The sequence below is a fragment of the Pseudomonas sp. IT-P12 genome, assembly GCF_949767465.1.
Lineage (GTDB): Bacteria > Pseudomonadota > Gammaproteobacteria > Pseudomonadales > Pseudomonadaceae > Aquipseudomonas.
In genome coordinates this window covers 647,490-659,606 of sequence record NZ_CATKPY010000022.1, presented here as the reverse complement: position 1 = coordinate 659,606, position 12,117 = coordinate 647,490, and the positions used below count along the sequence as shown (strand labels likewise).

The window sequence follows — 12,117 nt, the reverse complement described above, 5'->3', positions numbered from 1 at the left end:
TTTGACCGCCCGCAAGGGCGGTTTTTTTTGACCGCTGCTCGACTGCGCGCCCGGGCGGCCGAATTTCACGGGCAACGCTCTGTTAGAATCGGCGCCATTGTTCCGACGAGGTGCCCCATGAGCGAACCGATCCGCCTGACCCAGTACAGCCATGGCGCTGGCTGTGGCTGCAAGATTTCCCCACAAGTGCTGGAAGTGATCCTGGCCGGCAGCGGGGCGCAGAACCTGGACCCCAGGCTGTGGGTCGGCAATGCCTCGCGCGATGACGCGGCGGTGTACTCGATCGATGAAGAGCGCGGCGTGGTCTCGACCACCGATTTCTTCATGCCGATCGTCGACGACCCGTTCGATTTCGGGCGCATCGCCGCCACCAATGCCATCAGCGATATCTACGCCATGGGCGGCGATCCGTTGATGGCCATTGCGATCCTCGGCTGGCCGGTGAATGTGCTGGCACCGGAAATTGCCCGGGAAGTGATTCGCGGCGGGCGTGCGGTGTGTGACGCCGCCGGTATTCCCCTGGCCGGCGGCCATTCCATCGACGCGCCGGAGCCGATCTTCGGCCTCGCCGTGACCGGCCTGGTGGAAAAGCGCCACCTGAAGCGCAATGACACGGCGACGGCCGGTTGCCTGCTCTACCTCACCAAACCCCTGGGCATCGGCATCCTCACGACCGCCGAAAAGAAGGGCAAGTTGCGCCAGGGCGACATCGGCCTGGCCCGCGACTGGATGTGCACCCTGAACAAACCCGGCAGCCGCTTCGGCAAGCTCGACGGCGTGACCGCGATGACCGACGTCACCGGTTTCGGCTTGCTCGGGCATCTGGTGGAAATGGCCGACGGCAGCCACCTGACGGCGCGTATCGAGTACGACCGCGTTCCGCGCCTGCCGGGCGTCGAGTATTACCTCGACCAGGGTTGCGTGCCGGGGGGGACGCTGCGCAATTTCGACAGCTATGCCCGTCAGCTCGGACGCCTCCAGGAACTGCACAAGCGTGTGCTGTGCGATCCGCAAACCAGCGGCGGGCTGCTGGTGGCGGTGACGCCGCAAGGCAACGAAGCATTCCTTGAAGTGGCTGCAGAACTGGGCCTGAGCCTTGCGCCGATCGGTGAACTGGTCGAGCGACAGACCCACGCGGTCGAGGTGTTCTGATGTCCGCCCAGTTCACCGATTACCGCGATCTGTTCCTCAATGACCGGCCCATGATGGATGCCCGGGCACCGATCGAATTCATCAAGGGTTCGTTTCCGGGGGTGGTCAACCTGCCGCTGATGAACGACAGCGAGCGGCAGCGCGTCGGCACCTGCTACAAGGAGCAGGGGCAGCAGGCGGCGATCGTGATGGGGCACCAATTGGTGTCCGGGGCCATCAAGGCCGAGCGTATCCAGGCCTGGGCCGATTTTGCCCGGGCGCATCCCGACGGCTATTTGTATTGTTTTCGCGGCGGCTTGCGCTCGCAGATCGTCCAGCAATGGCTGAAGGACGAGGCGGGCATCGATTACCCGCGGGTCGGTGGCGGCTACAAGGCCATGCGCACCTTCCTGCTGCAGACCCTTGACCAGGCCGTCGCCCAGTGTGATTTCGTCTTGCTCGGCGGCATGACCGGCACCGGCAAGACCGAAGTGCTGACGCAGCTGCGCAACGGCCTGGACCTGGAAGGCCACGCCAACCACCGTGGTTCCAGTTTCGGTAAGCGCGCCACGGGGCAGCCATCCAACATCGACTTTGAAAACCGCCTGGCGGTGGACGTGCTGAAAAAGCGCAGCCGCGGTATCGAGCAGTTCGTGCTGGAAGACGAGAGCCGCATGGTCGGCAGCTGCGCCTTGCCGTTGCCGCTGTTCCAGGGCATGCAGCGGTTCCCGATGGTCTGGCTGGAGGACAGCCTTGAAGGGCGGGTCGAACGGATCCTGCGCGACTACGTGGTGGACCTGTGTGCCGAGTTCGTCGACCTGCATGGCGAAGAGGGCTTCGGGCTGTTTGCCGAGCGCTTGCTGGCCAGCCTGAACAACGTGCAGAAGCGCCTGGGCGGCGAGCGTCATCGGCGGATGCTGGTGCTCATGGAAGACGCACTGGCGGAGCAGGCCCGCAGCGGGGCAGTGGCCTTGCACCGGGGCTGGATCGAGGGCTTGCTGCGCGAGTACTACGACCCGATGTACGCGTTTCAGCGGGAGAAGAAAGGCCTGCGGATCGAATTCGCCGGCGGCAGGGACGAGGTGTTCGAGTACTTGCGCGAGCGCAGTCAGCGCGCAGGGTGATGTGTCGAGTCGGCAGACTCCATCGCGAGCAGGTCGAGTCGTCGCTCCCGCATTGATCGTGTGAACGCTACGGATCAGTGTGGGAGCGATGCGGCCATGACCGTCGGCAAAACCTCAGAGCAGCGCCGCGCCGACCAACCCGCTGATCACCCCGATGCCCATGGTCATCAACGCCACGCTCACCAGCACCCGGCTGTCGAAATCCTTGCGCAGCATCAGCAGCGACGGCAGGCTGATGCTCGGCAGGGTCATCAGCAGCGCCACCGCCGGTGCGGTGCCCATGCCCAGGGTCATCATGGTTTGCACGATGGGGATTTCCGCTGCGGTCGGGATCACGAACAGCGTGCCGATGATCGCCAGCGGCACCAGCCACAACAGGCCGTTGGCCATGGCGCCGTCCAGGTGCGGAAACACCCAGACCCGCACCGCGCCCAGCACCAGCACGGCGAGGATGTAGATCGGGATGGTGCTCCAGAACAGCTGCCACAGGGTTTTGCCCCAACGCGCGAGGAACGGCTGAGGATCTTTTTCGCTGACGTTGGCCACCGCTTCGACGGCCGCTTCCGGCAATGCCTCGGGGCCGGAGATGCGCTGGGCGAGCAGTGACACCCCGAACACCAGCACAATCCCGGCCACCAGGCGGATCGCGGTGAAGCCCCAGCCCAGCACGAACCCCATGAACACCAGAGTCGCCGGGTTGAGCACCGGGTTGCCGATCCAGAACGCCAGTGCCGCGCCGACCGACACGTTCGAGCGGCGCATGCTGGCGGCCACCGGCGCCGCGCAGCACGAGCACATCATCCCCGGCAGGGCAAACAGGCCGCCGCGCACGGTGGAGGCCACACCGGCGCGGCCGAACAGGCGCAGCAGCCAGTCTCGCGGGATCAGCACTTGCAGCAGCGAGCCGAGAATCACCGCCAGCACCGCGGCTTTCCAGATCGCCAGGAAATACACCTTGGCGTAAGCCAGCGCGGCGGCCAGGGGGGCGGTCTGCGAATCGTTGAGGATCGAGGCGCCGATGCTGTGGTTGTCCGCCGCCACGAACGCTTTCACGTAGTAGGGCGACCACTTGACGTAATAGAGGCCGATGCAGGCCACCAGGATGAACAGGGCGGGTTTCCACCAGAACGACCAGCCCCGGGTGGGGGCGGCGGCGGTTGAAAGAGGCATGGTGATGTTCCGGCAAATGAGGTGGGCATGCAGGATAGCCCAGTCCCTCAAGCGCCCGCCAGCGAACGGGCCGCCGGCGCTGATCAGCTCGGGCAGGTTTCCTGGCCGTTATCCAGGCCTTGCTTGTAGCTGTGGCTCTGCAGGCTGGCCTTGCCGTTGCGCCAGGTCAGGGTCAGCACGAACAGCGAGTCGAAGTCGCTGGAGGCCCAGTCATCGGTGATGTTCTGTTTCTTGCCGACGGCTTCGCCGGCGACCTTGTTGATCAGCTCGGGCAGGTAGCCGTGGGACCAGGCGGTATAGATCACCGAGTTGTGGTACTTGTTGTTCAGCAGTTCGTCGGCCAGGTCGCTGGTGTCGTTGGCCGAATACTCGATGTTCACCGGCAGGCCGAGCTTGATCGCACTGGGGCTGATGGTCATCAGCGGGCGAATGTAGCTGTAGGAATTGTCCAGTTCGCCTTCCTCGACATTGCGCGTCGGGTTGGCAGCGAACACGTAGTTGGCCTTGCCGAATTTTTCCGGGAGCAGCGTTGCCAGGTCGATGGCGCGGTTCAGGCCCTGGCAGTTGAGCTGGCCCAGGCCGCCTTCAGGCTTTTCGGCGTGGCGCAGGAAGACCAGCGTCTGGGTGCCGTTGACCGGCTGGGCGCGGCTCTCGCTGGACTCGAGCGACAGGAACAGACCGCCGACCGCCAGCAGCGAAGGTAACAGGACCCACGCACGGGGCTTCAGGCGTCGGAGGTATTTCAAAGGGTTCATCATGGGGTTGGCGTTTCTTCAGCGCGTTCGGTTAAGGCTGACAAACCCTTGCACACCGAGCTCCCAGCGTCGGGTGTTTTCCATGTCGTGAAGCCGGTCCGTGTCCGAAAGGGCAAAACTCAGAGTCCACTGAAGCCCGTTTGGTTCGATTCCGGTGAAGAGCTCAACAAGGTACCGACATCCTCTGACGGGTTGCAGCAGAGATTATCGACGAGATGTTGCGAATTTATGGACAGGGTACACGGCGTCGGTGCCGACGCCCCCTGGATTGCGCTGATCTTGCCTATCAGCAAATTTGATACGCCAAAAGGGGCGGTTGCCACTATGATCGTGGCTTTGAATCTTCTGGTAGATCCAAACCTATGACTGATCTGTCTGCGTTTCCCATTACCCGCAAATGGCCTGCTCAATACCCTGAGTGGATTCAGCTTTACTCGTTGCCGACCCCCAATGGCGTCAAGGTCTCGATCATGCTCGAAGAGATCGGCCTGCCCTATGAGCCGCATCGGGTGGGTTTCGAAAACAATGATCAGTTGTCCGCCGAATTTCTCTCGCTGAACCCCAACAACAAGATCCCGGCGATCCTCGACCCCCACGGTCCGGGCGAGAAGCCGCTGGCGTTGTTCGAGTCCGGGGCGATCCTGATCTACCTCGCGGACAAGAGCGGGCAATTGCTGCCTCAGGACGCGGCCGCTCGCTACGAGACGATCCAGTGGCTGATGTTCCAGATGGGGGGCATCGGACCGATGTTCGGCCAGCTCGGTTTCTTCAACAAGTTTGCCGGCAAGGACTACGAGGACAAGCGCCCGCGCGACCGCTACGTCGAGGAAAGCAAACGCCTGCTGAAAGTCCTCGATGGCCGCCTGCAAGGGGGCGACTGGATCATGGGCGATCGCTACACCATCGCCGACATCGCCACGTTCCCGTGGGTGCGTAACCTGATCGGCTTCTATGAAGCGGGCGATCTGGTGGGCATCGGCAACTTCCCCAACGTGACTCGGGTGCTGGAGCGTTTCCTGGCGCGGCCGGCGGTGGTGCGCGGGTTGGAAATTCCGAAGGCGGTTTCCTGATCATCGCTGCCATGCCCTGTGGGAGCGAGCCTGCTCGCGAAGGCGATGTGTCAGTCCACGATGCCGTGACTGACCCACTGCCTTCGCGAGCCAGTCGAATCGTCGCCCCATCGCTCCCGAACAATTGTTGTTGAAGTGGTAAGGGTTTTTTGCGCGGCTGAAGTTTGTATCCGTCCCCATAGGGCATAAGCTCTCGCCCCCTACGACTTTCGTCTTATCCTCCGATTTCCAGGAATGTTCATGTCCAGCCAGTTCCCCGAAGCACGTCCACGCCGTCTGCGCCGCAATGCGAGCCTGCGCAGCCTGTTCCAGGAAACCGAGTTCAGCCTGAACGACCTGGTGCTGCCGATCTTCGTCGAGGAAGAGATCGACGATTTCGTGCCGATCAAAAGCATGCCCGGCGTGATGCGTATTCCGGAATCGAAGCTGGCCGGCGAGATCGAACGATATGCCCGGGCCGGGATCAAGTCGGTGATGACCTTCGGTGTCTCGCACCATCTGGACAGCCAGGGCAGCGACACCTGGAGCGACAATGGCCTGGTGTCGCGCATGTCGCGCATTGCCAAGGACGCGGTGCCGGAGATGATCGTCATGTCCGACACCTGCTTTTGTGAGTACACCGATCACGGGCACTGCGGTGTGCTGCACAACCATGAAGTCGACAACGACCAGACGCTGATCAACCTCGGCAAGCAGGCCGTGGCGGCCGCGCGTGCGGGGGCCGATGTGATTGCGCCGTCGGCGGCCATGGACGGGCAGGTCCAGGCGATTCGCCGGGCCCTGGACGCCGCCGGCTTCACCCAGACCGCGATCATGGCCTATTCGACCAAGTTCGCCTCGGCGCTCTACGGCCCGTTCCGTGAAGCCGGTGGCAGCGCGCTCAAGGGCGACCGCAAAAGCTACCAGATGAACCCGATGAACCGCCGCGAAGCGCTGCGTGAATCGCTGCTGGACGAACAGGAAGGTGCCGACGCGCTGATGGTCAAGCCGGCCGGTGCCTACCTGGACATCATTCGCGACATCCGCGAGGCCTCGAACCTGCCGCTGTCGGCGTACCAGGTGAGTGGCGAGTACGCGATGATCAAGTTCGGCGCCCAGGCCGGGGCGATCGACGAAGACCGTGTGGTGCGCGAGAGCCTCGGAGCGATCAAGCGGGCAGGGGCTGACCTGATCTTCACCTACTTCGCGATGGACCTGGCGCTGGCCGGGATCTGATACACACGGCCGAACCTGTGTGGGATCAGTCTGCGTGGGAGCGAGCCTGCTCGCGATGGGGCAGCCAGACTCCTCGCAGGTCTCCCCCCTTTGTCAGGTCAGTAAGCCCCCATGAACGGCCGGATTCCGTGATCACGGAAATAGCGCTCGATCACCTTCGGGTCCGAGCAGGTTTCGGCGATCGCCACGTAGGTGTCCGGACGCAGCAGGTAAAAGCCGTTGCGCCCAAGCCCGGCGGCTTCGAATGCCGGCCGCCAGTCGAACACGTGCAACGGCAGGTGGTGTTCGTTGCACCAGGCGATCATTTCGTCGCTGGTGTCGCCATACACATGCACCTGCCAGTTCGGGCATTTCAGCGCTTCAAAATTATCCCCTTCACCGTCATGCGCCCAGGGCAACCGGTCGCCACCGTGCACCTGTCCGGCGCTGCCGGTGCTTAACGGCATCCCGCGATAATTCAGGGTGATCTGCGACACCGTGCGAAACAGGAACTGGCGGGTCGTGGCGAACGACGCCATTTTCGGCAGCAGGAACGGCGCCAGGCGTGTGCGCAGCAGATCGGCCACGCCCCCTTCGGCGGTGACGAAGCTGAACACCCGGTCGGTGGTGGCGACCAGTTTGCGCGCGAAAGCGATACGTTCGGTTTCGTAGGTGTCGAGCAGTTGTGCCGTGGCGCTGCCGTTCAGCACGGCGGCCAGTTTCCAGGCCAGGTTGATGGCATCGCCAATGCCGGTGTTCATGCCCTGGCCGCCCGCCGGGCTGTGCACATGGGCGGCGTCGCCCAGCAAGAACACGCGACCGCTGCGAAAGTGCTCGGCCACCCGATGATGCACGCGGTAGGTCGAGAACCAGTTGACCCGTTCGATCTGCACTTTCAGGTGGTCGATGGCGCGGCGGCTGACGTCCTCGAACTGCAGGGTGTCGACAGCTTCGGCGCGCTCGTCGCGCACCGTGCCGATCAGGCGCGCCCGGCCTTCGCCGGCCAGCGGGAACACGGCGAGGAAATCCGCTTCATCGAGGTCCAGGTGCAGCTCGCCATTGAGGGCCGGCCCGCTGGCCTGCACGTCGGCGACGTAGAATATCTGCTGGTAGGTGCCGCCGGGAAACCCGGTGTCCAGGGTCTTGCGCACGATCGAGCGGGCACCGTCGCAGCCGCCGAGGTAACACGCCTGGCAGATTTCCTCGCGACCATCGGGCAGGCGCAACCGGGCGGTCAGGGTGTCGCCGGTTTCCTCGAACCCCTCGAGCGAGGTGTTGCGTTCGACCCGCACGCCGAAGCTTTCCAGACGTTCGATCAGCAAACGTTCGTGCTCGTCCTGGGGAAAGATTTCGAGGAAGGCGTACGGCGTCAGGCCTTCGCCGACCTTGCTCAGGGGCAGGCGCGTGACCGGTTCACCCTTGACCCAGAAGTTGGCTGCCGCCACGCGATGACCGCCCTTGAGCACGGCCTCGCTGAGGTCCAGCTGGCGATACAACTCCAGGGTTCGCGCCTGCACGGCCAGCGCCCGTGACGTGGTGCCGGGGGCCGAGGTCCTGTCGATGATGCGCACGCGAACCTTCAGTTTTCTCAGCCACAGCGCGAGCACCAGCCCGGTGGGACCGGCGCCGACGATCAACACGTCGCTACGGTTCATGTGCGTGCCTCCTGGTGTGTCCGCCCCATTATGGTCCAGTCGAGGTCAACGGGCAGGCGCAGTCCGTCGGGCGCCTCGCGTTCAGGAACGGCCGCGGCGCGTTGCAGTCATAGCATGCGCCATGCCATTGGTCGTATGGTTAACCCGGTTCAACGGATTGGAAGGAGCAGCATGCAAGTCAATCGCTTGATCACCGGTATCGCGGCGCTGCTGCTACTGGCCGGTTGCGGCACCCAGCGCACCCAGCCGGTGGCGCCCCGGCCGCCCGCCGAAGTCAAGGCCGAGATCGTGCGCCTGCTGCCGGCCAGGACCGCTGATCGCCAGGGCTGGGCCACCGACATCTACGCCGCGTTTGCCGCGCAGGGCATCGATCCTTCGACGCAAAACCTGTGTTCCGTGCTCGCGGTCACCGAACAGGAATCGACCTTTCAAGTGGATCCGCCGGTGCCGGGCCTGGGCAAGATCGCCCGGGATGAAATCGACCGTCGCGCCGCCAAGGTCCATGTGCCCGGGTTACTGGTGAGCGCTGCGTTGCAGGTGCGCTCCAGCAACGGCAAAAGCTATAGCGAGCGGCTCAATGCCGCGCGCAGCGAAAAAGAGCTGAGTGCGATTTTCGATGATTTCATCGGCATGGTGCCCATGGGGCGTACGCTGTTCGGCAGCTTCAACCCGGTGCACACCGGCGGCCCGATGCAGGTCAGCATCGAGTTCGCCGAACGGCAGGCGCGCAACTATCCCTACCCGGTCGACGGTACGATTCGCCGTGAAGTGTTCAGCCGTCGCGGCGGCATGTATTTCGGCATCGCCCACTTGCTCGGTTATCCGGTGAGCTACACCCAGCCGTTGTACCGCTTCGCCGATTTCAACGCCGGGTGGTACGCGAGCCGTAATGCGGCGTTTCAGAATGCGCTGAGCCGCGCTTCGGGCATCCCGCTGACGCTGGATGGCGATCTGGTGCGCTATGGCTCGATCATGCCCGGGAGCACCGAGCTGGCCGTGCGGGCCCTTGGCAAACGCCTGGACATGCGTCATCCGACCATTCGCGATCAACTGGAAAAGGGCAAAAGCCTTGAGTTCGAGGACACCGAACTCTATCGACGGGTGTTCGAACTGGCCGAACAGGCCGATGGTCGTGCGTTACCGCGGGCGGTATTGCCGGGGATTGTCCTGCAAAGCCCGAAAATCACCCGCAAACTCACCACGGCGTGGTTTGCCAAGCGTGTCGACGAGCGTTATCAGCGCTGCATGGCGCGGGCGGGGAAGTGAGCGAGGGCAGTTTTTTGTGGGGGCGAGCCTGCTCGCTCCCACAGGTAACCCCTTGCACACGAAAAAGCCCGGCTGATCAGGCCGGGCTTTTTGTTGGGTATTGCGCTGGAGCGAGGCTTCATACGGCGCGGCTTTCGATCAGACGGTCGGAACCACCTTCGGCAACGCGACGTTCGATCAGACGATCCGAACCACCTTCGGCAACGCGGCGTTCGATCAGACGATCCGAACCACCTTCGGCTACACGGCGTTCGATCAGACGATCCGAACCACCTTCGGCTACACGGCGTTCGATCAGACGATCCGAACCACCTTCGGCCACTCGGCGTTCGATCAGACGGTCCGAACCGCCTTCGGCGACGCGACGTTCGATCAGACGATCCGAACCACCTTCGGCAACGCGACGTTCGATCAGACGGTCCGAACCACCTTCGGCGACACGGCGTTCGATCAGGCGATCAGAGCCGCCTTCGGCGATCATGGTGCGCGGTGCTTTGGCGGCGAAGGCGTTAGCGGCGAGTACCGAGAGAACGATGCTGAGGATGATTTGGCGTTTCATGGTGGTGTGCTCCGGGGTGTTATTGGTTGGTATGGGTGTGATGTTACGCCCCGGAATTTTTAAGAGAACTTCATTGACGTGATGTTGAACATCGACGCCAGTGATGATTTGGCAGACTCCCTGCGCGTGAGGTTGATGGTTCGTCGAGGGAAGGGGTTCAGATGACCTTCACCGCGCGACCGATGAATTGAATCGGCCCGGTCGGCTTGCCGATCGGCGAGCCGGTGCGGTTTTCCAGGGTCAGTTCGAACAACTGGTCCGGCTGCAGCGGCGGCAGTTTGTCCAGCGGCACCGACAGGGTTTGTCCAGGCTTGACCAGGCCCAGGGACACCGGCCCTTGCCAGCCTTCGGCCTTGGTCCAGAACTCCAGGGCCTTGTCTTCCGGAACCTGCGCAACCCCGAGAGGAATCAGCTGGATCTCCCTGGCGTTGCTGGCCTGGATCACCCAGCCTGGCGCTTTGTCCTGCGGCGCGACGAGCACCACCAGGTAGGTCGGTTTGACCGTGGCTTGCGTCAACAGCAATGTGCCCAGCACCAGCGTCGCCGCCAGCCCGGCACCGGCAAAGCCGCGCCATAACCCCAGCCGGTTCCACCAGGAAGGCGGTGCGGTCGCGGCGGTTGCCGATCGTGGCATCGAGGCGTTGAGACTGCGCTCGATGCGGTGCCACAGAGGGGGCGACGGGGTTACGGGCTCGGCCAGGTCAGTCAGGCCGAGCAGGCGACGTTCCCAGCCATCGACCGCCGTGCGCAACGCGCTGTCGTCGCGCAGGCGCTGTTGAACCTCGGTGCGTCGTTCGGGCGAGAGCGTGCCCAGCACATACTCGCCGGCCAGTTCGTCGCGTTCCTCCGGGGTCTCATCCACAGGTCGAGTGGTCATCCCATACACTCCCGCAAGGCGGTCAGGCTGCGTTTGATCCAGGCTTTGACGGTGCCCAGTGGCGTGCCGAGCTTGTGTGAAATCTGCGCGTGGGAGTAACCGTCGACGTAGGCGTGCAGGATGCAATCGCGCCGCGCCGGTTCCAGTTGCTCCAGGCACCGATGAATGCGTGACGAGTGAGCCTGTGCATCGAAGGCTTCAGCGTCGCGGTACAGGTCGATATCGCCCTGTATCTCGCGGTTGTTGTCGCGGAGAAAATTCAGCGCCAGGTGCCGCGTCACACTGTACATCCAGCCCCGCGCCGTTCCCCGCGTCGGGTCGAAACGCGCCGCGCCGGCCCAGATTTTAATAAACGCATCGTGGACGATGTCTTCGGCCAGCGCGTTGTCACGCACCAGACGCCTGGCCACGCCGAGCAATCGAGGGCTTTCCTGCTCATACAGAGCCCGCAGGGCCTGACGCTCGCCCCGACCACAGGCGAGGAGGTGGGCTTCATAGTCGAAAAGGGTGTCAGGCAAGGGCACAACGCTCAGTCGTTCGGTGGGTATCCAATGCAATCTAGCAAACAAACCCGAATCGTGTGGGAACGCACCTGCTCGCGAAATCGACGGGCCAATGACCATTGTCCTGACCGACCCGGCGCAGTCGCGGGCAGGCTCGCTCCCACAGGGCTTAGCTGGCTGCCCAGAAAATGTAGTCCGCCTGGTATTTCACCACTTCCTGCTGGCCTTTGTTGGCCGTCGTGCATGCCGTACTCGGGGCCACGCCGCCCTTGAGCGCCACGCGCTGGATGTAACTGACGCCGTTCATCGCGCCCTTGCCCTCGGCCGGATTGGCCTTGACCAGTTGATAAGGCAGGTTGCCCGGACTCGACGGGGCGACGGCCAGTTGGGTGCCGGTGACGGTCGAGCCGTCCTTTGCTTGCCAGGTGGCGGGCGGGCCGAAGTAGGTACCGACCTGTTTGCCACTGCGATCATTGAGCACCGCCTTGGGGCCGACGAAGAACCACTCGGTCTGCCCGGCGGCGTTGGCCTTGTCGCGGCATTCGTAGGTGATTTCACCGACTCCGGTAGTTTCCATTGCCACCTTGTGCCCCTCCGGCACCTTGATACTGTCGGGCAGCCCGTTCTGGGCAAACGCCGCAGGAATAGCGGCGAACAAACCGGCAAGGCACATCAGCTGTCTGGCGTTCATGAAATTCTCTCCGTAAGTGAGTCATTCGCTGCGCAGCCAATACGGCTGCTACAGGTACTACCCGTCGGAAAGCCATTTGGATGCAGGGCTGAAAAAAGAAATTTTCCAGCAAGCCCGGAGTC

At 63.4% G+C, this 12,117-nt stretch carries 12 protein-coding genes; 5 read left to right on the top strand and 7 right to left on the bottom strand.

Annotation, left to right across the window (positions count from 1 at the left end; translation table 11 throughout):
• Positions 1-117: 117 nt before the first annotated feature.
• Positions 118-1,152, top strand: a complete 1,035-nt coding sequence (selD, locus tag ACM6IM_RS17825; protein WP_371051120.1) for a selenide, water dikinase SelD — start codon at positions 118-120, stop codon at positions 1,150-1,152.
• Entirely contained in the window at positions 1,152-2,255 is a 1,104-nt protein-coding gene (gene mnmH / locus ACM6IM_RS17820; protein WP_414865861.1) for a tRNA 2-selenouridine(34) synthase MnmH, read from the top strand. The genes selD and mnmH overlap by 1 nt, the downstream gene beginning before the upstream one ends.
• A gap of 114 nt (positions 2,256-2,369) precedes the next feature.
• Here mnmH and ACM6IM_RS17815 read toward each other — a convergent pair whose 3' ends face one another.
• Positions 2,370-3,425, bottom strand: coding sequence for a permease (locus ACM6IM_RS17815; protein WP_192304646.1), 1,056 nt, complete (start codon positions 3,423-3,425; stop codon positions 2,370-2,372).
• 83 nt (positions 3,426-3,508) lie between these two features.
• Positions 3,509-4,183 (bottom strand): histidine phosphatase family protein, encoded by a 675-nt coding sequence (locus ACM6IM_RS17810; protein ID WP_192304644.1) that lies wholly within the window; start codon positions 4,181-4,183, stop codon positions 3,509-3,511.
• Between the two features lie 359 nt (positions 4,184-4,542).
• On the opposite strand from ACM6IM_RS17810, the gene ACM6IM_RS17805 reads away from it, so the two are divergent.
• On the top strand, positions 4,543-5,250 hold the full coding sequence (locus ACM6IM_RS17805; protein WP_414865860.1) for a glutathione binding-like protein: 708 nt from the start codon (positions 4,543-4,545) through the stop codon (positions 5,248-5,250).
• Between the two features lie 240 nt (positions 5,251-5,490).
• On the top strand, positions 5,491-6,465 hold the full coding sequence (gene hemB, locus ACM6IM_RS17800) for a porphobilinogen synthase (RefSeq protein ID WP_192304640.1): 975 nt from the start codon (positions 5,491-5,493) through the stop codon (positions 6,463-6,465).
• Positions 6,466-6,563: 98 nt separating this feature from the next.
• On the opposite strand, the gene ACM6IM_RS17795 is transcribed toward hemB, so the two are convergent.
• Positions 6,564-8,099 carry an FAD-dependent monooxygenase gene (locus tag ACM6IM_RS17795; RefSeq protein WP_414865859.1) on the bottom strand — a complete coding sequence of 512 codons (1,536 nt, stop codon included), beginning with the start codon at positions 8,097-8,099 and terminating at the stop codon, positions 6,564-6,566.
• Between the two features lie 171 nt (positions 8,100-8,270).
• Between ACM6IM_RS17795 and ACM6IM_RS17790 the strand changes: the two genes are divergently transcribed.
• Positions 8,271-9,365: a DUF1615 domain-containing protein gene (locus ACM6IM_RS17790; RefSeq protein WP_414865858.1), complete on the top strand. Its 1,095-nt coding sequence runs from the start codon at positions 8,271-8,273 to the stop codon at positions 9,363-9,365.
• A 118-nt stretch (positions 9,366-9,483) separates the two neighbouring features.
• Here the strand turns inward: ACM6IM_RS17790 and ACM6IM_RS17785 are convergent, their stop codons facing one another.
• From ACM6IM_RS17785 to ACM6IM_RS17770, 4 genes are all read right to left on the bottom strand, one after another.
• Complete coding sequence (locus ACM6IM_RS17785; RefSeq protein ID WP_414865857.1) at positions 9,484-9,924, bottom strand: phage infection protein; 441 nt, start codon at positions 9,922-9,924, stop codon at positions 9,484-9,486.
• A 157-nt stretch (positions 9,925-10,081) separates the two neighbouring features.
• Positions 10,082-10,801: an anti-sigma factor domain-containing protein gene (locus ACM6IM_RS17780; RefSeq protein ID WP_414865856.1), complete on the bottom strand. Its 720-nt coding sequence runs from the start codon at positions 10,799-10,801 to the stop codon at positions 10,082-10,084.
• Positions 10,798-11,319 carry a sigma-70 family RNA polymerase sigma factor gene (locus ACM6IM_RS17775; RefSeq protein WP_225606902.1) on the bottom strand — a complete coding sequence of 174 codons (522 nt, stop codon included), beginning with the start codon at positions 11,317-11,319 and terminating at the stop codon, positions 10,798-10,800. The genes ACM6IM_RS17780 and ACM6IM_RS17775 overlap by 4 nt, the downstream gene beginning before the upstream one ends.
• Before the next feature lie 154 nt (positions 11,320-11,473).
• Positions 11,474-11,995: a DUF3455 domain-containing protein gene (locus tag ACM6IM_RS17770; RefSeq protein WP_414865855.1), complete on the bottom strand. Its 522-nt coding sequence runs from the start codon at positions 11,993-11,995 to the stop codon at positions 11,474-11,476.
• Between the last annotated feature and the right edge of the window lie 122 nt (positions 11,996-12,117).

Coding starts and splice junctions, on each gene's coding strand:
- selD (WP_371051120.1), top strand. CDS start 118: ATGAGCGAACCGATCCGCCTGACCCAGTACAGCCATGGCGCTGGCTGT.
- mnmH (WP_414865861.1), top strand. CDS start 1,152: ATGTCCGCCCAGTTCACCGATTACCGCGATCTGTTCCTCAATGACCGG.
- ACM6IM_RS17815 (WP_192304646.1), bottom strand. CDS start 3,425: ATGCCTCTTTCAACCGCCGCCGCCCCCACCCGGGGCTGGTCGTTCTGG.
- ACM6IM_RS17810 (WP_192304644.1), bottom strand. CDS start 4,183: ATGATGAACCCTTTGAAATACCTCCGACGCCTGAAGCCCCGTGCGTGG.
- ACM6IM_RS17805 (WP_414865860.1), top strand. CDS start 4,543: ATGACTGATCTGTCTGCGTTTCCCATTACCCGCAAATGGCCTGCTCAA.
- hemB (WP_192304640.1), top strand. CDS start 5,491: ATGTCCAGCCAGTTCCCCGAAGCACGTCCACGCCGTCTGCGCCGCAAT.
- ACM6IM_RS17795 (WP_414865859.1), bottom strand. CDS start 8,099: ATGAACCGTAGCGACGTGTTGATCGTCGGCGCCGGTCCCACCGGGCTG.
- ACM6IM_RS17790 (WP_414865858.1), top strand. CDS start 8,271: ATGCAAGTCAATCGCTTGATCACCGGTATCGCGGCGCTGCTGCTACTG.
- ACM6IM_RS17785 (WP_414865857.1), bottom strand. CDS start 9,924: ATGAAACGCCAAATCATCCTCAGCATCGTTCTCTCGGTACTCGCCGCT.
- ACM6IM_RS17780 (WP_414865856.1), bottom strand. CDS start 10,801: ATGACCACTCGACCTGTGGATGAGACCCCGGAGGAACGCGACGAACTG.
- ACM6IM_RS17770 (WP_414865855.1), bottom strand. CDS start 11,995: ATGAACGCCAGACAGCTGATGTGCCTTGCCGGTTTGTTCGCCGCTATT.